At 51.6% G+C, this 25,289-nt stretch carries 20 protein-coding genes and 1 tRNA gene; 10 read left to right on the forward strand and 11 right to left on the reverse strand.

The annotated features are described in order from the left end of the window. Positions 1–65 precede the first annotated feature (65 nt). The 4 genes from HMPREF3039_RS04880 to HMPREF3039_RS04895 all read left to right on the forward strand — a co-directional run bounded on the left by HMPREF3039_RS04880 (position 66) and on the right by HMPREF3039_RS04895 (position 4,597). A complete protein-coding gene (locus HMPREF3039_RS04880; RefSeq protein ID WP_067571087.1) occupies positions 66–1,619 on the forward strand; it encodes a hypothetical protein in 1,554 nt (517 codons plus the stop codon). Positions 1,620–1,632: 13 nt separating this feature from the next. Then, entirely contained in the window at positions 1,633–1,857 is a 225-nt protein-coding gene (locus HMPREF3039_RS04885; RefSeq protein WP_067982001.1) for a hypothetical protein, read from the forward strand. A 495-nt stretch (positions 1,858–2,352) separates the two neighbouring features. Next, positions 2,353–2,919: a GNAT family N-acetyltransferase gene (locus HMPREF3039_RS04890; RefSeq protein WP_067571089.1), complete on the forward strand. Its 567-nt coding sequence runs from the start codon at positions 2,353–2,355 to the stop codon at positions 2,917–2,919. A 952-nt stretch (positions 2,920–3,871) separates the two neighbouring features. Continuing rightward, positions 3,872–4,597, forward strand: a complete 726-nt coding sequence (locus HMPREF3039_RS04895; RefSeq protein WP_067571092.1) for a PEP-CTERM sorting domain-containing protein — start codon at positions 3,872–3,874, stop codon at positions 4,595–4,597. A 284-nt stretch (positions 4,598–4,881) separates the two neighbouring features. Here the strand turns inward: HMPREF3039_RS04895 and HMPREF3039_RS04900 are convergent, their stop codons facing one another. From HMPREF3039_RS04900 to dinB, 7 genes are all read right to left on the reverse strand, one after another. Next, on the reverse strand, positions 4,882–5,982 hold the full coding sequence (locus HMPREF3039_RS04900) for a DNA alkylation repair protein (RefSeq protein ID WP_067571094.1): 1,101 nt from the start codon (positions 5,980–5,982) through the stop codon (positions 4,882–4,884). A 130-nt stretch (positions 5,983–6,112) separates the two neighbouring features. Beyond that, complete coding sequence (gene recR, locus HMPREF3039_RS04905; RefSeq protein ID WP_067571096.1) at positions 6,113–6,721, reverse strand: recombination mediator RecR; 609 nt, start codon at positions 6,719–6,721, stop codon at positions 6,113–6,115. Further along, complete coding sequence (locus HMPREF3039_RS04910; protein WP_067571098.1) at positions 6,714–7,157, reverse strand: hypothetical protein; 444 nt, start codon at positions 7,155–7,157, stop codon at positions 6,714–6,716. The genes recR and HMPREF3039_RS04910 overlap by 8 nt, the downstream gene beginning before the upstream one ends. A gap of 94 nt (positions 7,158–7,251) precedes the next feature. Further along, complete coding sequence (gene fabF / locus HMPREF3039_RS04915) at positions 7,252–8,499, reverse strand: beta-ketoacyl-ACP synthase II (RefSeq protein ID WP_067571100.1); 1,248 nt, start codon at positions 8,497–8,499, stop codon at positions 7,252–7,254. Between the two features lie 117 nt (positions 8,500–8,616). Next, positions 8,617–9,648 (reverse strand): DUF459 domain-containing protein, encoded by a 1,032-nt coding sequence (locus tag HMPREF3039_RS04920; protein WP_067571102.1) that lies wholly within the window; start codon positions 9,646–9,648, stop codon positions 8,617–8,619. Between the two features lie 124 nt (positions 9,649–9,772). Further along, positions 9,773–10,288, reverse strand: a complete 516-nt coding sequence (msrB, locus tag HMPREF3039_RS04925) for a peptide-methionine (R)-S-oxide reductase MsrB (protein ID WP_231863849.1) — start codon at positions 10,286–10,288, stop codon at positions 9,773–9,775. Between the two features lie 111 nt (positions 10,289–10,399). Next, entirely contained in the window at positions 10,400–11,479 is a 1,080-nt protein-coding gene (gene dinB, locus HMPREF3039_RS04930; protein WP_067571104.1) for a DNA polymerase IV, read from the reverse strand. 393 nt (positions 11,480–11,872) lie between these two features. On the opposite strand from dinB, the gene HMPREF3039_RS04940 reads away from it, so the two are divergent. Both HMPREF3039_RS04940 and HMPREF3039_RS04950 read left to right on the forward strand, forming a co-directional pair. Next, on the forward strand, positions 11,873–13,192 hold the full coding sequence (locus tag HMPREF3039_RS04940; RefSeq protein ID WP_067571694.1) for an NTP/NDP exchange transporter: 1,320 nt from the start codon (positions 11,873–11,875) through the stop codon (positions 13,190–13,192). Positions 13,193–13,605: 413 nt separating this feature from the next. Next, positions 13,606–15,330, forward strand: coding sequence for an SEL1-like repeat protein (locus HMPREF3039_RS04950; RefSeq protein ID WP_067571109.1), 1,725 nt, complete (start codon positions 13,606–13,608; stop codon positions 15,328–15,330). A 117-nt stretch (positions 15,331–15,447) separates the two neighbouring features. On the opposite strand, the gene HMPREF3039_RS04955 is transcribed toward HMPREF3039_RS04950, so the two are convergent. Continuing rightward, on the reverse strand, positions 15,448–16,401 hold the full coding sequence (locus tag HMPREF3039_RS04955; protein ID WP_067571112.1) for a bifunctional helix-turn-helix transcriptional regulator/GNAT family N-acetyltransferase: 954 nt from the start codon (positions 16,399–16,401) through the stop codon (positions 15,448–15,450). Between the two features lie 564 nt (positions 16,402–16,965). Between HMPREF3039_RS04955 and HMPREF3039_RS04960 the strand changes: the two genes are divergently transcribed. Genes HMPREF3039_RS04960 through HMPREF3039_RS04970 form a run of 3 tightly spaced genes read left to right on the forward strand, consistent with a single transcriptional unit; the run spans position 16,966 to position 23,216 of the window. After that, positions 16,966–18,066, forward strand: a complete 1,101-nt coding sequence (locus HMPREF3039_RS04960) for a hypothetical protein (protein WP_147549651.1) — start codon at positions 16,966–16,968, stop codon at positions 18,064–18,066. Then, on the forward strand, positions 18,059–19,132 hold the full coding sequence (locus tag HMPREF3039_RS04965; RefSeq protein WP_167506736.1) for a DUF4384 domain-containing protein: 1,074 nt from the start codon (positions 18,059–18,061) through the stop codon (positions 19,130–19,132). The genes HMPREF3039_RS04960 and HMPREF3039_RS04965 overlap by 8 nt, the downstream gene beginning before the upstream one ends. Positions 19,133–19,166: 34 nt before the next feature. Continuing rightward, positions 19,167–23,216, forward strand: a complete 4,050-nt coding sequence (locus HMPREF3039_RS04970) for a caspase family protein (RefSeq protein ID WP_082770090.1) — start codon at positions 19,167–19,169, stop codon at positions 23,214–23,216. A 79-nt stretch (positions 23,217–23,295) separates the two neighbouring features. On the opposite strand, the gene HMPREF3039_RS13635 is transcribed toward HMPREF3039_RS04970, so the two are convergent. Beyond that, positions 23,296–23,463, reverse strand: a complete 168-nt coding sequence (locus tag HMPREF3039_RS13635; RefSeq protein ID WP_156469849.1) for a hypothetical protein — start codon at positions 23,461–23,463, stop codon at positions 23,296–23,298. Positions 23,464–23,581: 118 nt separating this feature from the next. On the opposite strand from HMPREF3039_RS13635, the gene HMPREF3039_RS04980 reads away from it, so the two are divergent. Next, positions 23,582–23,746 (forward strand): hypothetical protein, encoded by a 165-nt coding sequence (locus HMPREF3039_RS04980; protein ID WP_156469848.1) that lies wholly within the window; start codon positions 23,582–23,584, stop codon positions 23,744–23,746. Positions 23,747–23,923: 177 nt separating this feature from the next. Here HMPREF3039_RS04980 and HMPREF3039_RS04985 read toward each other — a convergent pair. Further along, positions 23,924–23,998, reverse strand: a tRNA-Arg gene (locus HMPREF3039_RS04985). A 175-nt stretch (positions 23,999–24,173) separates the two neighbouring features. Continuing rightward, entirely contained in the window at positions 24,174–25,286 is a 1,113-nt protein-coding gene (locus HMPREF3039_RS04990) for an ABC transporter permease (RefSeq protein WP_067571122.1), read from the reverse strand. Between the last annotated feature and the right edge of the window lie 3 nt (positions 25,287–25,289).

The following is a 25,289-nucleotide window of genomic DNA, read 5'->3' on the forward strand; positions in this document are numbered from 1 at the left end:
TTTGGGGCTTCTTCCGGGGGAATTCGCAGGCTTGACCGTGCGCGGATTTGCTATAGTCTGATACCATGCCCAGAACGAGGAGGATACGCAGAAAAAAGGCCCGGACCGGAGGACTTTGGAAGAAGTTGCTGCTGTGGGGCGTTCTTGGTGCGGCCGTTCTGGCGGTTGCGGGGGTGACGGGGTCCTATCTGTACGTGAGGTCCTACCTGAAAAGCGACTCTTTCCTGTCCATGCTGCGCCAGTCGGCCATTGACGACATGAATGTGGATGACGCCCGGATCGAACCCCTGGAGTGGGACGGCTCCGGAATACGGTGCGGCGGGGTGACCATGCAGGGGCACGAATTCCTGACCAGCCTCCAGGCCAGGTCCATTGAAACGGAGTTCAGCCGCTGGGACCTGCTGAAACGCGCTTTTGTCATTAATTCCGCCAGTATTGCGGAGCTGAAGCTTCAGTTGTCTCCCGTACCCTTCCGCTTCAAGGAGAAGGAGGACGAACCCAAAAGCTGGGTGGAAGAAAATATTCTGCCGGATACGTTCCGGCTGGAAAAGGGAAGCATCAATTCCTTTTCCGTTTCCTACGGAACTCCGGGCCATCTGTATACCCTGGACGGGACGGGTGTGGAGTGCACGCATGACGCCGGCTCCAGCCAGTACAGGTTTGACTTGCGCGGCGGAAAACTGATGGTTCCCTTCAAGCTTTGTCCGGAATTTTCCCTCATGTCCGGGACGGTGCAGTTCAACCACTCCAGCGGACGGCTGAACATTCCCACCTGCCGCCTGACGACCGGGGCGGGCGGGTACCTGGACATCAAAGGCGACTGGGACAAAATGTCCTCGTCCTGGACTGCCAACGTCGTGATCAACAGCATTCCCGCTTCTTCCATATTGGCTGACGACTGGAAGAAGCACGTCCAGGGAGAAGTGAGCGGCGGAGTGGATTTGCGCGGGGAACAGGGCAGGCTGACTCATGTGGCCGGCCTGGTCCGCCTGCAGAACGGCATGCTGTCCGGGCTGCCCGTTCTGGACAGGCTGGCCCTGTTCTGCGATTCCTCCAGATTCCGCCAATTGGCTCTGCACAAGGCTTCCGCCCAGTTCCGCTATATCAAAGGCGTTTGGCATGTGTCCGATGTAGTGATAGAGAGCGAGAACCTGATGCGGGTGGAAGGCTGGCTGGAAATAGGGGATGACGGCTCTTTGAAGGGGCGTTTTCAGGTTGGCTTGCGGGCCGATGGCATGTGGAATTCCCTTCCGGGATTTTCCGACGTGTTTTCCGCTTCCCGCCAGGGCGGGGGGGGCGGACTCGTCTGGGCGAATGTGAATATTGGCGGCACATGGGACAATCCTTCGGAGGATCTGTCCGCGCGTCTGCTCAAGGCGGCCGGAGAACGTTTGAAGGAAATCGGCATGGAGAAAGTGGCGGAGGCGGCGGACGTAGCCTCGCGCCTGTTTAACAAGGCGGCGGGGAACGGCAGGGACAAGGATGGGAAGAGGGAGGACGGATTCAGGATTCCTGCCGCGGACAAGGTTCCTGTTCCGGTGATGCCCAATCTGCGGGATGCCGTGGAAGAAGGACTCAAGACCGGAAGCGGTTTGATGGACGGCTTGATGAATCTCTAGACGGAGCTTGCTGATGAAACCTTATCCTTTCCATACGGTGCAGACGGTGGCTGTTATTATGGAACGCATTGCCGATACAGCATTCCGCGCCACTCTGCCTAATGGCAAGACGACTGTGGCTTTCGTGGAGAAGAAGAATGCCTCGTTAAGGGATGTTCTCCGACCGGGCGACCGGGTGAACGTAACTATTTGTCCGGCGGATTTTGACCGGGCCCGCGTGGACGGACTCGCGGATTGACGGATTTGCCGGTCAAATTTTCCTGATGCGGAGAACAAACCCCGTCCGGCCCGTACGTACGTTCATCCTTTCCGCACATAGCTATAGATGAAACGCTGAATGAAGTGGGAAGGGAGTGACTCATGCCCTTCGTCGTGATGGCAATAATGATTGCCCATCAGAAAGGATGTGCAGGTGGGAAAAATCCGCAGTCAACACAGATATTTGAATTAGAATAAAAAATAGTAAATATCAGGCGGCGATAAAGTCCTTTTTCCAGTCGGAAAAGCCCGGAAATCAGTATTGCTGCTATATGCAATGCAATCCTGCAAAGAGTAAAAGGACGCCCAAGCGAACAAACAGGGTTATAAGCAGCAGCGGAAAGTAATGAAACGAAATGGGCTGTTTGACATTTCCATGCGCTGATATTAAAATAAGGAAAGTGGGTTATGTGTTTTCTCCTTAGACGGATAAGGCACAGAACGACAAATCGAAAATTGTGAAGGAAGAATATTTATGGTTGTTGTTCGTGATGCGACAATGGAAGATGCGGAGCGTATCTTGGAAATATACGACTACTATGTAAGGAACACGGCAATAACCTTTGAATACGATACGCCGTCCCTTGACGAATTTAAGAGACGGATGAAAAAGACCATGCAACGTTATCCGTATCTGGTCATTTTGAAAGATGGCCGTATTGAAGGATACGCATATGCAGGTGTTTTTATCGGCAGAGCTGCCTATGACTGGTCCTGCGAAATGACAATTTATCTTGACCATAACGCACGGAAATGCGGAATGGGGGGGGCTATTTATGAGGCGTTGGAAAAGGCTCTGCGTGATATGGGTATTCTCAACCTATACGCTTGTATCGGTTCTCCAGAATGTGATGATGAATACTTGACAGCTAACAGTGCCGATTTCCACGCGCATCTGGGTTTTGTAAAAGTTGGAGAGTTTCATCAATGCGGGTATAAATTTGGTCGTTGGTATAACATGATTTGGATGGAAAAGGTTATTGGGGGTCATGAAACGAAACAGTCCCTGATTATCCCCTATCCAGAATTGAAGCAAGGCTGACAAATTCCAGTTTATCAGGATGATTTAAGTATGTCTTATTGGTATGATGCGTTCTTCTTTTTTAGCCGTTCTTAATAATGGCAAGCAGTATTTCGTGGTGTACACGAAACGATTTTGCACTTTTTCACCTCCGCGAAAACCTGTAAAATTTGTTTGTTGAGCCGCTTCCAATCCCCCGGCAAGGTTCGTATCTAGAGGATTTCTCCACGATGTGGAGGTGGGGCTCTCTCCGTTATTCAGAAGGGGGAATGGAGCAGGCGAGGTCGTTTACACAGTGACATAGGTAGCGGGAGACGCTTTTTCACATTCAGTGGGACGATATTCATGGTTTGCTCTCCAATACATGAAGGAAGCCGCTGCCTTGTTCTCCATTCCGGCGACAGGGCGCGGCATGCTGTGCCACCCTGCCGAATGCCCCTTTGTTTTAGCTTTTTGGAAAATAATGTTTCCTTGAGAAGCCGTTCAAGCAAGAGAATGGCTGAACGTGGCGATTTGCGCGAAGAATGGTTGTCGTACCAGAGTGGCCGCAGGAAAAGGGTCGAACTTTTCAGGCAATTGGCGGGAGCGGGCTGCACAGTGGTTAAGACTGGAGAAAATTGATGAATTTGATCGACACTGGGAGAATGCAAACATCCCAAAACACTTAATGGCATTGTTTTTCGTCATTATAATTATGTCTGGTTTGGAACCTATCCACGGATTAGGAATTCGGAGTCAATGGAAAAAGTTGGAAATAGAGTATTTTAACGCTATCCGGCCTGATCGCTCTTGAAGAAAAATAGCTTTTACTTTTTCTTGAACATTTTTATAATCGATTAATATATAATTTTTTATATATTTCTGAATGAAAAAAACACATTCCGAATTCCTAATCCGTTATTCGTAGCGTGTTACCATCCATGGGGAATTGGTGCAAAAAAACACTATTTAACACAGTTAACTATACTTGAAGATGAAGCCTTCCTTATTTTTTGCCACCTCGCTCATCGCGCTTGCAGGCACGGCCCAGGCAGCGATTATCTTTGATTACCAAGCCAATCCCGGAACGACGGCCGCCCTGTACAACCCTTCCGTCAGTGACGGAGTTTCTATCACAGGCCAAACGGTTACCAATGCTTCCGGCGGTGCGCTGGGACAGAAAACGGGTACCAATTATGTTAATTCCTTTTTGAGTCCCAACGTGAATGTGGGGACTGGAGGTACATGGACCCTGACTTTGTCCTTCACCGTAACGGAAGATGTAACCATTGATTCAATAGCTCTGAATCTTTTTACGTTTAACGGTTCCAATCAGATTCAGAACGGCAACCGCAAAGGTGCGTATATGTTTAATTTGAAATTGGGAGATACGGTTCTGGCCAGTTGTGCTGATTCCTCCCTGACTTATGCGGGAACGGGGGATGTCACTCCTTCCGGTGCACAGAAGGCCAGCGTGGAGACGCTGGGGCAACGGGGCGGTTCTTCCGGAGTAAGGGAAGAGTCTTCTCTGGACAAGGCCGTTACCTTGACGGCGGGAGAGACTTATTCCATGGAACTTTCCCTGTCCCGGGGGGCGGAGACCAATGGATATTTTGTCGGGCTGGGGGCCATTGAGTTGAATACTGTTCCCGAACCGGCAACGGCTTCCCTGGGATTGGCTGGACTCGCCGTGTTGCTGCTGAGACGCCGCAAAAGATGATATTTCCCGCAGGGTACTTGTTTCTTCAAGCCGCTCCTGCAAGTAAAGGGAGCGGCTTTTTCATTGTCTGAACAGGTGAATTGGCGGTGATGAAGAGGCAGATGATTTCCAGGCAGCCTTCCGCAAAGCCGCATGGAATAGGCGTTTTCTCATTTAAAAAGGGGATGCGGATGAAAGGTGCATGATGCGGGCAGTGGGGACATCAATCGACTCGGTTCGCACGGGAATATCGTAAAGACCGGGACACCAGGGAAGATGGCTTGGATGTCCTGCTATAAAGCGGGCTATGTGTCAAATACCTCAAAATCCAGTGTTCCACGTTCAGTGCCGTTTACAATAAGCGTAAGCGAATGGGTGCCGGGGTAATGCTTCTGTGTGCTTGCATTCGCAAAGGAATGGGTTTTTGTGTAAGACCTTTTCCCGTTTTCCTTTAAAGAGAGCTCGGATATCTGGAATATCTTACGGTTTCTTTTGCCGTTCGCCTTGACGTAATCAATGCCATATTCCAGCCGTACCCTGGCCGCTTTTTTTGCCTCAATGTTGAAGGAAAAGGCCATTTCCTTCCCAATGGAAGCGGACGCGGCGCCCAGCGCAAAGCCGTCCACATCCACACAACCGGCATCCGCGAATCCAAGGATGTCCAGCACATCCCTGTTGCCCTTTTTAAGAAGTGTCCTGCACCCGTGTTTTACAATCCAGTCCGTATGGCTGTTTTTTCCGTACCAATCCCTTGCGATTTTTGCAACGAGGTCCGGATGTGTTTTGGAAATATCGTTCAGGCTGTTGGCCACGCTTTTACGGACATACGGGGACGGGTCGGCTTTAAGCTGTTCTAAAATACCGAGAACCGGCGACGGGTCTTTTTTGAAGCTGCCCAACACCTGTCCCCACGGCAGTTGAGGGCGGCAGCCCTCGCTGGCAAGCCGCCGGACATGCTCGTTGCCATGCCGGGCCCAGGCGGCCATCTGCCGCATCATGCGTTCTTCATGGTTGATGATAAAGGGCCTTACGGCAAATTCGGAAGACGAGGACGAGGTATACCTTTCCAACGCGGCCATGGACAAATTCCAATGGCGCTCCTCCTGCCCATAGACTTCCACAAAATCCGGGAAGCACATTAACGTAAAGTCATTAAATCCTTCGGGATAACCCGCAACAATCTTGTCGATGACGCCAAGCGCCTGTTCATAATCGTCCGGCAAATATCTTCCCAGATTGATGGTAATTTGCCGCATGCGGGCTTTCAGCTCCAATCCGTCCCAGGTTTCGTCCATGATGCCGTTGACAAAATCGTCAACCTGAAACGGAGGATATACGGTGTTAATACTCAGAGCCAGCGCGCGGAGAGATTCGTCATTGTATCTGTTTTTTAGTAGTTCCGGCATATGCTTCCTCTGGAGATTTGGGGTGCGCGGCTTGGTAGGATATGTTTCAGACGGCAGAAAAAACTCTCCGGCCGGTTTCCTTCAGAGTGTCCGTATTTCCGGAAATACGTGGATTGCCGGAAGGGAGCGGTTAAAGCACGGTTCTGCCTTCCAGCGCTTTCATCAGGGTCAGCGTGTCCGCGTGGCTGAGGCCGGACCCGGCGGGCAGACCCTGGGCGGGGCGGGAGATTTTGCAGTCCAGGGCTTTCAACAAGTGGTGCAGGTAGGTGGCCGTGGCTTCCCCTTCCACATCGGACCCCGTTGCGAGAATGACTTCGCACCCCGGCTGGCCGGCCACCCGTTCCACCAGGGAGCGGATGTTCAGGTCTTCCGGCTCCACGTCGTCCAGCGGCGAGAGTTTGCCCCCCAGGCAATGGTACAATCCGCGGTAGGCGCTGCTGCGTTCAATGGGGATGACGTCCGTGGCCTGTTCCACCACGCAGATGGTCCGGGCGTCCCTTTCCTCGTCCCGGCAGGCTTCGCAGGGGGCTTCCGCCGTGCTGAAAAAGCCGCAGACCGGGCAGGGCGTGACGCTGTCCGCCGCCTGGCCGATGGTCCGGGCGATGGATTCCGCCTCTCCCATGTGCCCCTGGAGCATCCACAGGGCCATGCGTTCCGCGCCGCGCGTGCCGATGCCCGGCAATTGCTTGAGGGCGGCGACCAGTTCAAGCACAGGCAGGGGATAATCCAGATTATTCATGAGATGGAGATGGTTCCTGTTCCCGCTCCGCCGGGAGGGGCCACAGGATGGCCAGCAGGCCCGCAGTTCCGGCGGAAAGCAGGCAGGGCACGAAGTTGAAGAAAACGCCCCAGAGGCCCAGAGCCGGAGTGAAGCAGGCCAGCAGGAGCAGGAAGGCGGCGAGAACGGCCGATTTCCGGAGAAGCCCGCGCATCAGCAGCAGATTGCAGGCCACGGCGAGGGTGAGCAGTATGCACAGCAGGAATCCGGCGCCGGGGGACAGGGCGGGCGCGTCCGGAGGCAGCAAGAACGGAGCCTGGGTCATGGCTTCTCTCAGGGCAAATGCCCAGGAAGGCGTTACCCCCACCGAGTAGAGCACCACGATGAGGACGATCCCCGTTACGGAAAACAGGGCCCAGCGCATGAGCAGAATGTCCTGATGTGTTTTGGCGGCCATGGTTGTAAAAAATGCAGAAGGCGGAAGCGCGATGATTGCGGTGAAACACAAGCATCGGCACTTCCGCCGGGAAGATTCCGGGTTCCGGAAGGAATCAGGCGAATTTCTTCACGATGACGGAAGAGTTGTGGCCGCCGAACCCGAAGGAGTTGCTCAGTGCGGCGTCCACCCTGGCTTCACGCGCCTTGTTGGGCACGCAGTCCAGGTCGCATTCCGGGTCCTGGTTGTCCACGTTGATGGTGGGCGGAATAATGCCGTCCTGCATGGCCATGAGGCAGGCCGCCAGTTCCACGCCGCCTGCGGCGCCGAGAAGGTGCCCGGTCATGGATTTGGTGGAGCTGATCAGCAGGCCATTTTTGGCGTGGTCGCCGAAGACGGCCTTGATGGCCTTCGTTTCGCAGATGTCGCCCAGCGGCGTGGAGGTGCCGTGCGTGTTGATGTAGTCGATGTCTTCCGGCTTCATGCCCGCGTGGTCCAGGGCCATCTGCATGCAACGTGCGGCTCCGCGGCCTTCGGGGTCCGGAGCGGTGAGGTGGTAGGCGTCTGCGGAGATGCCGTAGCCGACGAGTTCCGCATAGATTTTGGCGCCGCGTTTTTGGGCGTGTTCCAGCGTTTCCAGAATGACGACGCCCGCGCCTTCACCCATCACGAAGCCGTCGCGGTCCACATCATACGGGCGGGAAGCGCGCTGGGGTTCGTCGTTGCGTGAGCTGAGGGCCTTCATGTTGCTGAAGCCCGCTACGCCCGTAGGCAGGATGGTGGCTTCCGCCCCGCCGCAGACCATGACGTCCGCATCGCCGAATTTCATGATGCGCCATGCTTCCCCGATGTTGTGGTTGGAGGTGGCGCAGGCCGTAACGATGGACATGTTGGGACCGCCGAAACCGTATTCCATGGAAATGAGGCCGGAGGCGATGTTGCTGATCATGTACGGGATCATGAAGGGGGACACGCGGGCCGGTCCCTTGGAAATAAGAGTGGCGTGCTGGCTTTCCAGCGTGCCCAGGCCGCCGATGCCGCTCCCGACCATGACGCCGATGCGCGTCTTGTCCACGGCTTCCAAATCCATGCCGGAGTCCTTCAGAGCCATTCCGGCCGCACCCATGGCAAAGTGCGTGAAGCGGTCCACGCGGCGGGCGTCCTTCGGAGTCTTGAAGTAGGGGGTGGGGTCGAAATCCTTGACTTCACCGGCGATCTTCGTGGAATAATCGGAGACGTCCATGGATTTGATGGTGTCAATCCCACTGCGTCCGGCCTTCATGGCTTCCCAGGTGCTTGCAAGATCATTGCCCAGGGGGCTGATCACTCCGATGCCGGTGATAACAATTCTGCGGTCGGTCATAATAAGTGTGAGTGGTTGCAAATAATGCTCGAACCAAAGTAAACGACATTCCGGTAAAGGTCAAGCTAATCCCCCTGCGGTCCTGAAGGCCGGAAGCATGGTCTGAAAGAGGTTCTTTCAAGAAGCCTTTTCCGGTCCCGTGCGTGCGGGCTCCTTGTTCTCCCGGAGCATGGAAGCGCCCGTTTTCCGGAGGGCATCCAGGATGAAGTCCACGACGGGGACCGTATTTTTCAGGTTGCGGGAGTGAGGGTCCGCCCCGGGTTCTGGGGCTGTCTTGGTCCAGACATCTTCCGCGATGCGGGGCAGTTCGGCGATGGGGACGCCGGCGGGAATACCGGGACGCTTATGGCCCGTTTCCGACAGCCAGGCCAGTTTGAAGAGGTTGTGCCGTTCCAGGATTTTGTTGAAGGCATCTCCTTCCGCGAAACGGACGTTCGGGGAAAGATTCAGGAAAGAAGCTATTGCGGGCCAGACGGACCGGGCAATCATCAAATGGCCTTCCGGGCCGGGATGGACGCCGTCCGGGGCATACATGAATCGGGGGTTCTTTTCTTTGGCCGCCCTGATTTGGCGGGAAAGTCCGGGACGCATGTCCGCTACCAGCCAGCCTTTCTTTTTCTGCCCGTTCAGCCATTCGGCATAAATGTCCAGAACCGCGTTGTAGCGGGCGGAATCTTTTTCCGGCGTGTCCGCCATGTAAAGGGGTGGCGTCACGGCGATGAACCGGGCTCCGGCGGACTCCGTCTTCGCTTTCAGCCGTTCCATGCCTTGCTGGTAGGCTTGAAAGTTGGCCTCGGAAAAAGGCTGCATCATGCCGTCGTTCATGCCGTAGCAGGCGATGACCAGGGTAGGTTTGTACCGGGAAAGGATGGCGTCCAGCCGGTCGTGGATGCAGGGGCGGGGAAAGGCTCCTGCCGCATGGCCCGGCTCGGAAAGTCCGGAGGCCGTTTCACTGGGGAGGGAAAAGTTGACGATTTCCGCGTTTCTATAGGCGGAATTCCGCCGCAGGCCGGATTCCAGGAGAGCCGGCCAGTAGCCGGCGTAAGGGATGCTGTCCCCCAGAATGGCGATTCTGGGAACTGCCGCCGGCAATGGGGCAGGGAAGAGCGCCAGCAGGACCGGAATGATGCGTATGATGGACATTCCCATGATACGTCATTACGCGGGAGGGAGAATAGATGTTTCAGCGAAACGCCTGCCCGGAAACCGGAATGCGGCAGGAGTACCCTGACGGCACTCCCGGCGTGCGTCCCGGCCGCTCCTTTTCCCGTTCTCAGGACATGTGCCCGGCGATGACCGGTTGCGGCGCGGGCTGGAAATCCAGGGAAAGGGAATTGACGCAATAGCGCATGTTTTTCGGAGTCATCCGTTCGCCGCTGAAGAGGTGCCCCAGGTGGCCGCCGCAGTGGGCGCAGGTGATTTCCGTGCGCTGTCCGGAGTTCTGGCGGATGCTCCGGACGGCGTCCGGCAGGGAGTCGTCAAAGCAGGGCCATCCGCAGCCGGCATCGAATTTGTCTTCTGACCGGAACAGGGGTTCCCCGCATTTGCGGCAGACATAGGTGCCCTGCTCGAAAAAGCTGACGAATCTCCCGGAAAAGGGAGGTTCCGTTCCCTGATGCTCAATGATGCGCTTTTCCGTTTCAGTCAGCGGATGCCGCCTGCGGGAGGGGCCGGGGTCAGGCACGCTCTGGGAGGCGGGAACTCCCCCTTCCACGGCCATGACGCCCGCCACGCCTTCCGCGATCGTCGCCATCCATGATATCCAGTGTTTCCGTTCTTCCGTATTCATACGGGGGTAAGACCGGAGCAGATGCGGTTTCGCTCATTCATGGCACGATATCTTGTGTATAAGGTTCTTTTTTAGGGAAGAAACCAGAAAATATGGGAGTCTGTGGAGGTATTAGTATTCCAAATCCAGCCAAAGCTGTTCCCAGACGCCCGGAGGATGTTCTTCCAAAGGGTTGGAGACGGACAGGCCCAGAAGGCGGAAGGTGCTGTCTCCGGAATCCAGTTCTTCCATCATCGTGCGCGCCAGGGGCAGGATGTCTTCCATGTCCGTCAGGCAGTCCGGAACGGTGATGCTCCGGGATTTCTGGACGAAGTCCGGGAATTTGATTTTCAGGGTCAGGGTATTGCCCCGGAATCCGGAGCGCGCCAGGCGCCCCGCCAGTTCTTCCGCCAGAATGGGGAGGCTGTTTTCCAGGGCCTGGGTCTTGGTGACGTCTTCACGGTAGGTTTGCTCGCAGCCCACGGATTTGCGGATGCGGGATGATTCCACGGGGCGCTCGTCAATGCCGCGGGCGAAGTTGTAGAACAGGATGCCGATTTTTCCAAAGTGGCGGACCAGGAATTCCTGGTCCCGTTCCCTGAGCTGGGCTCCGTTGGTGATGGACAGGGAGTGCATGCGTGCGGCGGTGGCTTGCCCCACGCCCCAGAAGGATTCGATGGGCAGGCGGGCGATGAATTCCGCGGCGCGGGAGGGGTGAATAGTGAACAGGCCGTCCGGCTTGCGGTAGTCGGAAGCGATTTTGGCGAGGAATTTATTGTAGGATACCCCCGCGGAGGCCGTCAGGCGCAGTTCCTGCCGAATTTCATTTTTGATGCGCCGGGCGATTTCCACGGCCAGCGGGATTCCCGGCTTGTTTTCCGTGACATCCAGAAAGGCTTCGTCCAGGGAAAGAGGCTCCACCAGGTCCGTGTAGCGGTGGAAAATCTCGTGGATTTGGGCGGAAACGGCTTTATACACGTCCATGCGGTTGCGGGTGAAGATAAGCTTGGGGCAAAGTTTGATCGCCTTCATGGAAGGCATGGCGGACCGGACCCCGAAGCGGCGCGCTTCATAACTGGCCGCCGCCACCACTCCGCGCATTTCCGCACGCCCTACGGCAATGGGCTTGCCGCGGTATTCCGGATGGTCCCGCTGTTCGATGGATGCGTAAAAGGCGTCCATGTCCACATGGATGATTTTTCTCTGTTTCATGGGGAATGTCCGTGTTCCGGCCGGGGACGGATGGGTGGACGGAGAAGACGGCCCACGATACCACGGTTTCCCTTTCCAGTCCAGTTGGACGGGGAAAAAGGGGATGTTGCCGGAATTTATGTTTCCAGTGGGAAATGGATGCTTCAAAAGGAGGAATCACGCATGCAACACAGAAGAAAACCAGGAACCGGGAATCCGGATGAAGGGAGGTGCTGTTCACTATTCCGGAAGGTGCGGTTTTCATCCGTCTTTAAGGGAATGTGCGGATTCCTTTTTTATGGGCGTCCTCCTTCTTCCGGTTTGAACCGGGAATGCCGGTAAACGGAGAAGGAAATTCAGGGGAGGGGATTAATTGGGATTAGGCGTTTGTACGGAATATGGTACATTGCGGGCATGTCCAACTGGAAGAGGGGAAGCCTGGGGCGCCTGCTGCGAAGGGTCTTGAATGTGGATGGGGCCGAGCTGCCCGCCGCTGCCGGAGGCATTCTGCTGTTTTTTCTGCTGTTCCTGGCGTATTCCATGCTGCGCCCGGTCCGGGAAATGATGGGCATTGCGGGCGGAGTCCGGAATTTGCAGTGGCTGTTTACGGCTACGTTTGGGGCGTCCCTCCTGTTCCAGATGTTGTTCGGGTGGATTGCCTGCCGCGTGCCGAGAAGGTCCATCCTTCCGTGGACGTACGGATTCTTCATCCTCAATCTGGGAGTATTTGCCGCGCTGATGCTGGCGTGTCCGGACAGTGCCTGGACGGCACGGGCGTTTTACGTGTGGCTGTCCGTTTTCAACCTGCTGGCCGTATCCGTGGCATGGAGCGTGCTGGCGGATGTGATGAGGGGCGGCCAGGTAAAACGCCTGTTCGCGCTGGTGGCCAGCGGCAGCAGCCTGGGAGCCGTGCTGGGGCCTGCCGTGACGGCAACTCTGGCCGGAGCAGTGGAGAGCGTGTGGCTGTTTGCCGCGGCGGCCGTTCTTCTGGGGCTGGCGGTTCTGGCGGGAATGTATCTGCACCGCTGGCGGGACGGGAATCCGGCCAGCGGAGGGGATGCAGGCGCGCCTTTTCCGGAGGATTGCCGGGCGCGCCCCCTTGGCGGCAACCCGTTTACCGGGGCTTCCGCCGTGTTCCGTTCCCCCTTTCTGATGGGGATCGGGCTGTTCATCGTTCTTCTGGCCAGCACCAACACCTTCCTGTATTTTGAACTGATGCGGGCTGTGGCTTCCGCCTTTCCCGATCCTGTCCGGCAGACCCGGGTGTTCGGAATCCTTGATGTCATTGTTCAGGGAAGTACCATGCTGCTGCAGGTGTTTTTTGCCGGGCGCATTGTCCGGAGGTTTGGACTGTCCGCACTGCTGGCGGCGGTTCCGGTCCTCATTTCCGTGGGATTTGTCTGGATGGCTTTTTCTCCGGTCTTTGCCGTGGCGGCCATCGTGATGGTAGCGCGCCGCATTGGAGAATACGGCTTGGTGCGGCCTGGACGCGAAATGCTGAATTCCGTGCTGTCTCCGGAGGAAAAGTACAAGGCCAAAAGCTTTATAGATACGGTGCTATACCGCGGCGGGGACGCCGCGAGCGCATGGCTGAAACGTTCACTTGACGTGCTGGGCGGCCATTCTCCGCTTGCCATGCTGGGCGGGGCCGCCATTTCCGCCCTGTGGGCGGCCACCGGATTTTTTCTGGCCCGCAGACACCGCGAGATGGCCGGAAGGCAGGATGAGGACTGAAGCATTGTTCCGGAAGAGGAAAATAAAAGGGGAAACGGGAGAAAGGGAGGCCGGATATTCGGACGGGGAGGAGAAATGCGGAAGGTATGCTCTTGATTTCTCCTGTTTTTGGGGTTATTGGTACATAACCTGTTCTTTACGGAATGATTATATGTCTGTCCGGCATATGGTCGAACTCCGTCTTCGGTTAAAAAAGTCCGGTAGTTCCTATGATGTCTGGTTATTTCAATTCATGTTGCAGGCGCGTTTTTGCTTTGGCGTCCTGCGGTCGGAGGCTGCGGTTATCCAGGTTTGCCGTCAAATTCACGGCCGCGCTGATGCTGCTTGTTCCTTCGGCGCCTGCTTCCGGGACGCTTCCCTCCCTTCCTCCCGTTGAAGAGGGGAAGGGACCGTCTTTCTTTCTTTTCCGCAGCATGGCGGATTCCGTTATGGCATCAGCCCGGCAGGGGAATGCCAGGGCACAGTTCCTGACCGGAGTTTGTTATTATATCGGGAGAGGGGTGGGGAAAGATCTGAAAGAAGCGTTTCAATGGTTTTCCCGTGCCGCGCAGCAGGGGGATCCGGAAAGCCAGTTTTATCTTGGGGTGATGCATGAATGCGGGGAAGGGGTGGAACAGGATGCACAAAAGGCTTTTGAATGGTACCTGCTGGCAGCCCGGCAGGAATATGCGCCGGCCCAGCACAATGTGGGGAATTTCTATTATAAGGGAGTGGGGACGGAGAAGGATTTAAAGAAGGCGGTCAAATGGCTGACTCTGGCGGCTATGCGCGGAATACCCCAGTCGCAGAACCTGCTTGGCCTCTGTTGTACGGAAGGGCTGGGCATGGAACAGGATTTCAAGGAGGCTTCCAGGTGGTATACCTTGTCCGCCCAGCAGGGACTTGCCGATGCCCAGAACAATCTGGGGATTCTCTATGAGCGGGGGCTTGGGGTTCCCCAGGATTTCAAGGAAGCCTTCAAATGGTTCTCCGCCGCTGCCCGGCAGGGATATTTTGCTGCTCAAAATAATCTGGGAACCCTGTATGACCGGGGTCTCGGAGTCCGGCAGGATTTGAAGAAGGCGTTTGAATTATATTCCCTGGCTGCGGCGCAGGGGTATGGAATGGCCCAGAGCAACCTCGGAAAGATGTATAAGACGGGAAGAGGAGTTCGGCAGGATTTAAAAAAGGCATTCGATCTGTATTTGTCCGCCGCGCAGCAGGGAGAGGCCGACGGCCAAAACAACGTGGGAGTCATGTATGAGAGGGGAATGGGAATCCCGCAGAATTTGAAAGAAGCGTTCAAGTGGTTTTCCGCCGCCGCCCGGCAGGAAAACGCATGGGCGCAAAACAATCTAGGAGCCATGTATTATTACGGTCGTGGCGTTCCGCAGGATCCAAAGGAGGCGTTCCAATGGTTTTCTCTTTCCGCCGCGCAAGGCAATTCTTCCGCTCAGAAAAATCTGGGACTCCTGTATGAATATGGACAAGGTGCGGAAAAGGATCTGAAAAAGGCGTTCCAATGGTTTTCCCTGGCTGCCGTCCAGGGAGAGAATGACGCCCGGTATCGGCTGGGGCTTCTGTATGAGAATGGCAAGGGTGTTGATAAGGATGTAAAGGAAGCGTGCAAATGGTATGCCCTTGCGGCGGAACAGGGGCATCCCGCGGCTCAAAACAATCTGGGGACCATGTATGAGGCGGGAGACGGGGTGCAGAAGGATTTGAAGGAAGCGTGCAAATGGTACGTCCTTGCGGCGGAACAGGGATATGCCACGGCTCAAGACAATCTCGGGACCATGTATGAAGGGGGGCAGGGAGTGGAGAAGGATTTGAAAGAGTCCTTCAAATGGTATCTGGCGTCCGCCCGGCAGGGAAATTCAAACGCCCAGTATCATTTGGCGCGGATGTACCTGAAAGGTACAGGCGTGGAGCAGGATTACCGTGAAGCTGTGAAATGGTACGGGAAAGCGGCGGAACAGAACGTTCCGGCTGCCCAGTTCGGGCTGGGGCTGCTTTACCTGACAGGGAACGGAACTGAGCAGGATGAGGCAGAAGGCAGAAAATGGATTGCCAAGGCGGCGGAACAAGGCCTGGAGGACGCCCGGGATATGCTCAAATTGCTTGATGACCTGTTTCCGAAACAGAACGGGGAGGATTGATTCCGGCCAGCACAGGCTCAAAACGGGCTGCTTCATTTCTGCCGCATCCCGGAGGAAGGGAGGAGATTCGCCGAGGGTACATGGATCACGGATAGCCGCAGAAGTTGCGGCAAATGGTCAGTCTATCACCAGTTCCATTTGAATATCGACTCTTTCGTAGGCCGGATGGCTTTTCGGAATTTCCTTGAACCCCAGTTTTCTGTAGAGCCGTATGGCCGGGCGCAGAAGCGTGTTGCTTTCCAGAAAGATTTTTTTGCATCCCAGTTCTTTTGCCTTGCCGATGACGGTCCGGCACAGCAATACACCGATTCCTTTTCCCTGCACCCCGGGACTGACTGCGAGCTTGGCCAGTTCATATTCATGTTCCGGATCGTCTTTTTTGCACAGAGCGCATACGCCGACAGGTTCATTCCTGTACAGGGCAATGAAAATATGGCCTCCCTTGTCCAGAATGTATTCCTGCGGGTGGTCCAGCGCCTTGTGGTCGGGTTCTTCCATTTCCCAGTGGGCGGTGATCCATTCTTCATTGAGAGCCTTGAAAGCGGATTGGTAGCGGGGCTCATAGGGAATGATGGCGATGTCTTTTCCCTCCCTCTCCTTTTTGGCTTCTTTTACCCGTTCGAATAATGTTTTTTCCGACAGCAGGTCTTCCCATTCTTCAATGGCCCGCCACAGGTCGTTCCGGGCCTGCCGGGCGATTTGTTCCACGGCGGCCTCAACGTCGGGATAGCATTCGGCCATGATTCCGGCCATTTTTTTTCCTTTGGAGGACAACGTGACCATGTTTCTTCTTCCGTCCGATTTGTCCCTCGTTTCTTTCACCAGCCCCCTTGCGCCCATTTCTTTTACGATGTTGCTGACGGACGGATGCGAATGTCCTATTTCCCTGGCGATCGCGGTAATGGTCTTCGCCCCGCCGCGGGACAGCACAAAGAAGACGGAAAACCATTTCGGGCGGATGTCCACGCCGTACATGCCGTAAATCAGTTCGGCGTCATTTGTTATCTTGTCCGTCAGCATGCGCAGTCTGCTTCCAATGGCCATTTTGCCCGTCTGGTTGAAAAAATCCATATGCGGTTTTTATGTTGTTAAAAACGTAATTGATTACGCAATTAGTTACGGAATGATCTTATGGATGTCAAAGATTTTTTTACCATGTTGGGAAATACCGTTCATTTCGCCCGTGTTTGCAAGATGGCGGCACCGGTATTTTTGTCCCATAGTACCCGGCGTTCAGATTTTTCGACGATCGGGCCGGAATGCCACGCCGGCTTTTTCAACGCACGGCTATTCGTGGTTATTGAGGAAGAATAGGGAAAAGAAGTAAAAGATATATGGCATCAAAGACCCAACAAAAGCGTTTCGTGAAATAGAATTCGATATAATACACATTTTGATATTATTATTTATGAATACATAATATTTTGTAATCGTTATCATATTTGTTGGATATATTGTTTGACTTTCTATATTCTAAAAATTATTGTTTTTTAGAGAATATACCAGTATTCGCTAAAATGATCTACATAGGACCATGGAAACATTTTGTCGTTTATATCTCTCTAATATGAATTACGCATACCTTCTTTTTTGAAGCTTCAATCGGGATTTTGGCTTATAGATAAAATTGAGTTTATGAAAATTTACAACTCCATTTATATTTCTTTTATTATTATTTGTTGTTTTTTTCTTGTATCATATGGATTTTCGGGAAATTCCATTAATGATGTAAAATTAATCGAGAAACCTCGCGTTATAATTGATATTCAAGAAGAAATCAATGGGATAAAAGATGAGAAATCTGCTTCCAATTGGGTTAAGGAAAGATCTGCCAACTACGGGATTCGAGTTGTTGAAGCAGAAAGAGCTGGTGCGCTTGCTGCCAAGAGAGCAGATCTTTTAGGGAGAAATAATGAGGCTAGTTTGCGAAAGGAAGGGATTATCTCCAATTATGATTATTTTATTCAAGGAAAAGTATCGGGCCATCAGGAAAAGGAAAAAGGGTTATACGATAGTAAGGATGGAATCAGGTTTTCTTTAGGAATGGATATGTCTGTTATTGAAGCAGCCACTGGCGAGGTGATCGCTACCACCGTGATTCCTCCTCAGGATATACTAGTCAGGAATGTTGTTTCCGAACAGGCAGCCACGAGAGAAGCGATCAACCGTTTGATGAAGGGCAGTGAGGAATCAATTGGAGCTGACGAACTTTTTCGGAAGATGGAATCCCACTGGATCTCAGAAAAGCATTTGGGAGAACTATATCGTATGGAATTTGTAGGACTTGATCTTGAAAAAGCGAATTTATTGAAGAACGCATTGTCTTCCTTTTCCGGCATCAATGAGCCAAGGGTCTGTAGTGTGGATGCCGCAGGGATTTCCGTACTGGAATGCCAGACCAAACTCAAATCTCTTGATCTAGCTTCTCTGGTTCAAAAAACAATAACAGGATTCAAATTGGATCGATCAGATGCTCATTATCTTTCTTTTCGGGAGAATGGGGAAGAAGTTAAGGTGTTGAATATTCCAAATAAAATTACTTCTGTAAATTTTTCTCAAGAAAATTTTTTTGAAAAATATTGGCAAGCAGTTTTGATTGCTTTACTTACGCCATCTACTCTTTCTGTGAGAAGAATAAGGGTAAGTGTATGGAATTTTTTAAAAATTCTTCCAATTACTATTTCAGGATTAATAAGAATAATAATTAAAAAAATTAAACGAAATGAAGATGTTTAATTCATTTTTTTTGTTTATAGTATGTGGTGTTAGTTGTTGCTCGGCGGCTGTGCAGGTGGATCCCTTTCCCAAACTTATAGAAGATTTAAATTTATCCATTTCTTCCGAGAAGGAACCTATCAGATTGGGAGTTGGTAATTTTCTATATCAGGATACGGAGATGATGTCGCCTTTTTCTTCCAAACTCAGAGAAGAAATAGAGATGAAATTATCTCAATGCAATGGCATCGAAGTTGTTGCACGCAACCGGTTATCCGATCTAGAAGAGGAGGCGCAATTTCAAAAAGAATATGACTTTATTGAACCGGGCACCAAAGTAGATCACCTGAAAATAAACGGTATTGAAGGGATTGTACGAGGGCGTTTTTATGTAGAGGGTGATCATGTTGTAATTTATACGGAAGTGGCTTGGCTGCAAGGAGGAAAAGTTGACAAAACAAAAACCGTTTGTCCATTGAAGGACTTTGCAAGTGTTGTTTATCCCCAAGGAAAAAAGAATGAGAATCATCTCAAGTCGGAGTGGATTATGCCTCAAAATGTAGAGACTTCTCAACAGGGGATTGAAGAGGTCTGTCAAAAAAATTTGTTGAAAACCAAACATGAAATCGCGCTGAAATTAAGAACGAACGACGGCGAAAGGATTTACAAAGAAGGAGATACTGTATCGTTCCGTCTCAAAGCCGACCGGAACTGCCATATCGCCGTGATTTGCCATCAAAGTGACGGAACAAGTGTCGTATTATTCCCGAACCAGTGGCACAAGGATACACTGATTCAAGCCGATAAGACGATAGAGGTTCCCGGTGCGCAGAAATCCGGATTCGAAATTGAAATAGGTGAACCTTTTGGATCAGATGTTGTGCAGGTGGTAGCCTGTACTGATGAAAACGCTTTGCACCGCGAAATCAAGGATATGGTGTCACATACTACTGATGAGGATCCTTATGCCGCAACAACTCGCGGGATGTTCGTCAAGAAAGCCAATGCCGCCATTCAAAAATCGCAGACAGGTAAAACCCAATGGGGAGAAGCGCATATCATAGTAAGTACGTATCCAAAACAATGATGTTTTTGCAAATAAAAAATACGAGGAGATTTTTATGAAGAGTTATATTCATTTATTATATTGCGTATGTTTTATTTTGTTTCTTTGTTTGTGCAAAGTAGATGCTGTTGTTATAAAAGATGATGCCATAGATCCTCTTGATAATAATTTTGGAAACGAAACAAAAGATTTTTTGAATATTCAATTGTTCAGTGATTTGGACATGAAGAAGGATATTTCCGTTTCTTCCAATTTATTGAGAAATGGTAGAGGAAACTTACTTTACGCAGACGAACGGTATATTATCATATCGGAAAGTATTAGTGAAAGGAGCTCTGCCTCGGAGGAAAATTTAAAGAAAAATGAATTTAATGATGAATTTAATATTTCGAAAATTAATAATTATCGCACAGTATTCTATGATTCTAGAACATTAAATCCTATTTTTTATATGTCGTCTGCTCCGAATCAGATTGAACTGAATAAGAATGCTGATTTATTTGCTTTTTCTTATGACGATATTGCTCCAAATAATAGTTATCGAGAGATTTATATTGCTCTACTGGATGCAAATACTTTTCAAGGATGCTCAATGTCCTTTGTGAGTGCTTGGTTGACAGGAAAGGAAATGTCATGGAACGGGGACGTATTGGAACTACGTTTGGGATGGGGGCCGATGCGAAAAACATTTGATGTTTTTACATTTAATAAACCTTTTCTGAAGTCGCCTGTGGTAGTTCGATCAATCAATACGAACAAGGAACATTTAAAGGTTGGATATTGGGAAGAAATGGAGCGTGAGATTATTAGAAAACATGAAGAATACAAAAAAATCTGGAATCCAAAAAATTTGTTTGCAAGTCGTAAAATTTCGATAGGGAATGGCAGAACTGCATCCAGTATTGCATTCTCGGATGGGAGTAATGTTGTTAATCATCTGGACTTTAGTAATTTAAAATATGAAACATTGGAGGTGCCGGGAAAATCAATTATCGGGTTTGGAGCTGCCCCGGCAAGTACCATGTGGGTAATTTCGAAAGGGACAAATTCTTTATTTTCTATTATTGGAAAAGACGAGAACTATCTTTCCTTTCCATGCCCCCAAAGTATTGGCTGTTCGTCTTCGGGAAAAGAAGCTTGGGCTGGAAACTATGTTTTTGACATTACACCAGAAGGATTGACAAGAAAATTTGAAGTGCCTCAAGGCAAAGTTATCATGGGTGTTGATTTTGAGAATAGGGAAATTTTTGTTCAAGATAATGATGTGCATCAGGGGAAGGATGATATTGATTCATGGATCTTACGTATGAAGCCTTCTGTTTACGATTTGGATACAGGGGAATTGAAGATTAAAAAAAGTTTGTGGGTTGATGTAGGTGAACCAATGAGCGGTGCTGTTTTGAATGGCGGAGGTAGTATTGGAATTGCCCCAAAAGGATGGAGAATTGGTATTCATCATAATGACTATAGGAGAGTGAACGGCCTAGTCAGTACAATCAGCATCCATTTTCCATCTGGAAAGACAGTGTATTACGGAGATGGAGAAAAAGGAGAAGTTATTCCCAAATGTGGTGAAGCCAAAAGAAGGGAAATGACTGCCGATGATTTGGCCGCTTTATATCCTTGCGGAAAAAATGAAAAATCAATGTTGCTCTTGTACAGCGGTTTCAAGGGGGGGCAAGCAGTAATATTCGATGCAAAAACATTGAAATCGCATGAAATAGCCTATTGGCGCGAGGGTTCTCCTTTATGGCTAGAAGCCAAGCGATGGCTGTTTGTTCCTCGTATGGGTTATTATGAGGTCATCCAGATTAATGAGAAAGGAGAAGGGAAGCATATGTTTTCCTTTTATTATGCAAAGCGTGGGTATGCTATCGTTTTGCCTAATGGGCTATATACTGGTTCTCCTGGATGTGAAAGCCTACTGCAATACCGTAACGAAACGGGCGGTATGGAACGCCTTTCCCGTTGGCGGAATAGGCCGGGAGAAGTGTTGGAGGCATTAGGAGGAGAACCAGATAGCGTCAAATTGCTGAAAGAAGCAACGGCGAGATGGCATCGGAAAATTCATTTTGATCCATCTACTTCAGAGCCTTCGTCTTCAGAACTTCCTGTGCTGGAAGTAAAACAACTTCCATCTCTTTTTGCATCTTCTCCTTCTGTTTCTCTTCCCATATCCATGACGGCAACAGCGAGGCCCATCAATCAATATGCTCTTAAAATTAATGGTGTGGTTACAAATGTTCCACTTAAACATCCCGTCGCAACAGGACAATCCAGTTTAATCAATTGTGAGCTGGAGATTACAGACGGTACCAACTGGATTGAAATACGTGCAATTGATACAAATGGCATCATGGGTAACGCTGCCAGATTTCGCCTCATCGGACAGGGAATCTCTCCCCAGAAAACATTGTATCTGGTCTCCCTGGGAGTCTCCTCCTATAAGGATAGCTCATTGAATTTACGCTATGCCGCCAAGGATGCCGTTGATTTTACTTCAACAATGAAAGCGCTGTATGGAAACAATATACGTGTTTTGACTCTGACCGATGCAGCCGTTACACGAAACTCCTTGGAACAGGTCAGGGAGTTTTTGTCGAATGGCCCGAAAACTGGGGATTCCGTCATTCTCTATTGTGCGGGACATGGTGTGCTCGACGATCAATGGCAGTATGTTTTTGCCAGCCATGAATTTGATCCCGAACATCCCGCGGAGACGGGCATCTTGATAGACGATCTTAAAGGATGCCTTACTGCGAGCAACGCTCGGAATCGCCTTTTACTGATGGATACTTGCCACGCAGGAATGATCGGAGAGGAAGATGAAGCCAAGCTTGCACGGTTGGGAGCGGAGCTTCCGAATGGGAGCAGTTTGGTTATGACCCGCGGAATGAAAGTAAAAGCAATTCCCCAGCCGGATGCCGAACAGAAGAAAAGGTATATAGAAGAGATGTTTTCGCTTTCTTCCGGAACGGAGGGACTGGCAATTCTGGGTGCTTCCGGAGGTGGTGAATTTGCTCAGGAATCGGGTGAATGGAATAATGGTGTCTTTACGAGATGCCTGATTGAAGGGTTGCGTGATGAATTAGCCGACGACAATGCGGACGGAATCGTCAACATTGGAGAACTGAAGAATTATATTGCCCGGAAGGTTCCGGAAATGACGAGGGGTCAACAGAAGCCAAGCCTTGTTTCTTATGACCCCGATCAGGAGTTTGCGGTTGCTCGAAGTGCAAATCCCAAACAGAAAAAATTAACATGGGTTCTCGATATGAGTGATGACGGGATTAATCCTGCGAACTATATTGCGGCAAGAAAGGAGGCTGATAGCAGTGGGGGTATTGACAATGTAGATGTTCTGAAAAGCATGTTTGCCGATGAAGTGGATTACCAGTATATCAAGGGCAGGAGTGCTTCTCGCTCTGAAGTTATCGCTGACATCGAGGATGGCTGGAGCAAGTGGCCGATGAGGTCTTATGATTTATTGGCCGCAGGGAGAAAAGGGAAAACGGTTGAGGTCGTTTATTCGTATAGTCTGTCCAATTACGAGACAAAGAAGGAAGCCAAGGGATTTACTAAAGAAACATGGACTTTGGATGATCATGGAAAAATTGCCGTATGGCGCGAACAAGTGTCCAGAAAGAAAGTTCCGGCTCTGTCTCCCATGATTCTGAATGCAGTCAATCATTCAGGCAGGAAATATTCACCACTTGAATATCTCGAATGCCGCCAGAATGGGTATGTGAATATTCTGGCAGGATTTTTTGCGGATGAGGTGGACTATCAGTATATCAAAGGAAAAAAGGTATCCAGAGAAGATATTGTGAAGGATATTGCCAAAGGATTCCAGAAATGGGTTCAGAGAAGATACGAGATGGTAGCTGCCGGAAGAAAAGGAAATACGGTGGAAGTGATTTATTCCTTTTCATTGCTCAGTCCAAACGGACCCAAAGGAAAATATGGCTCAATCGAACCTATTTCCGGCTATACGAAAGAAACATGGACTTTGGATGATGATGGAAAAATTATTAAATGGAGGGAATCCATTTCCAAGAAAGGAGTTCCCTCTCTGAGTCCGGGACTTTTCGTTATCTGTTTATAATCGAATTCTTTTTACGACGATAAAATCCTGAAACATGCTTTCATGTGCGGGAAGTATTACAGAAGGTAAAGAATATTTCCTACTTCGGTAATCCGACAAGGCGGTTGATTTCGTGGAAGTGGGGGGCCTGCACGATGTGGTAGTCGGGGTGGGTGGAGTCGGTGAGCATGCGATGGGCTTTCGTGACCGGATCGAGGATAGGGGCGGTAGCACCTTTAACATAGTTTCCTTTTCCGACGGTTTTCATGAGGATATAGAGGAGGCCGTAGCCCTCCGGGCTTTGCTGTGGGGGCCAGGTCTTCCGGGGTGAGGCCGGATTCCGCCATGAGTTTGACGGAGAATTGTTTGCCGGCCTGCATGTTTGCTTGGACGACACGTATGAGCCGGAGACCATGGAGGTGAAGAGCGAGTTGTCGTTCTTCGTGTTGCTGCGGAAGTTGAACGGTTCGGAGCTGGTCAGGAAGCGGAAGGAAGGGGAGGAGAAGAAGGGGTATCTGTTTTTCCCGAAGGCAGGGAATTACATGTTCTGAACGGGGCTTCCTTGTGTTATATAAAGTGCTCCATTTCTCACGATGCGCTATTTTGGTAATATTGGCTTTATACCCTGACTATCAACTTTCAAGCCTTGTCTTGCAGAATATCTTGCACTAGGCTGTTTTTTTGAAAGTTTAATACTTAATAATAAACCAATTGCAATCAAAAATAAGTGGTAGGCCCGGTAGGAATCGAACCTACATCGTCGGTACCGGAAACCGATGTCCTATCCATTGAACGACGAGCCCATGTTCCAGTTGGAACGAGAGAGATAGAATAGAAAAAACGGGCCGGATGCAAGTATTTTTATGCGGGTGACGGGATTGGGGAAAGGGAGGATGCCCCAGATGAAGGGCTGGCCGTCAGAGTTGCCCGGGGCAGGGGCCATTCAGGGATGGGCGGCGGGAGCAGCCTGGGTTTCCGTCAGGAGATTTTGCGGTGGAAGGAGAAGATGGCGGCCGCGGCGGTTCCGATGGTAACGAGCGTGATGGCCCCGAAGAGGGGCCAGAGGTCCATGAATCCCGCGCCTTCCAGGAAGATGCGCTGGATGAGTTCCAGCCCGTACCGCATGGGGTTGAGCAGGGTGAGGTCCTGGAAGAATTCCGGCATGCTGGAGATGGGCGTGGCGAAGCCGGAGAGCATGACCGTGGGGACGACGAGCAGGAAGGTTCCCACAATGGCCTGCTGCAGGGATTGGGAGAAGGAGGAGATGCACAGGCCGATGGCCGCTCCCGTAATGATGAAGAGAAGAATGGCGCCGGAGAGCAGCCAGATGGAGCCTTGGAAGGGGATGCGGAACCAGAACATGGCCACCAGCACGATGAAGAAGGTCTGCATGATGGAGGTGATGACGGTGGATATTCCCTTGCCCAGCAGGATTTCCCGGGGGGTGTAGGGAGCCACCAGGAGCTGGTCGAAGGTGCCTTCCTCCCGTTCCCGGGCGATGGAGAGGGCCCCGGACAGCACGGACCCGATGAGGGCGAGCACGGCGATCAGGCCGGGAACGATGAACCAGCGGGTGATGAGGTTGGGATTGAACCAGGCGCGGGATTCTATTTCAACCGGGGAGGCGGCTGCGTTTTTGGCGAGGAGTTCCGCCCCGAAGCTGGAGGCGATTTGCTGGGCGTAGCTAAGGGCGATGGCCGCCGTGTTCGTGTTGCGCCCGTCTCCAATGAGCTGGAGTGAGGCGGGCCGCCCCGTTTGCAGGTTGCGGGAGAAGTCCGCCGGAATGGTCAGGCCCAGGACGATGTCCCGGCTGTCGATCAGGCGGTCGATGTCTTTTTCCGTGGCCGCCGTGGCCTGCCTCCGGAAGATGCCCGTTCCCTCCAGGTCCGCGATGTATTGGGCGGCCAGTTCCCCTCCGTCCTTGTCCAGCACGGCGTAGGGAACGCGGGTGACGTTCATGGTGGCTGCGTAGCCGAAGATGCAGATTTGGAGGACGGGAGGGATGATGAGGGCCAGCCGGCTTTTTTTGTCCCTGAGCACGGCCAGCAGTTCCTTTTTGATGAGGGAGGTTAACCGGATGAAGAAGTCCATGGC

The sequence above is a fragment of the Akkermansia sp. KLE1798 genome, assembly GCF_001580195.1.
In the GTDB taxonomy this organism is placed as follows: Bacteria; Verrucomicrobiota; Verrucomicrobiia; order Verrucomicrobiales; family Akkermansiaceae; genus Akkermansia; species Akkermansia biwaensis.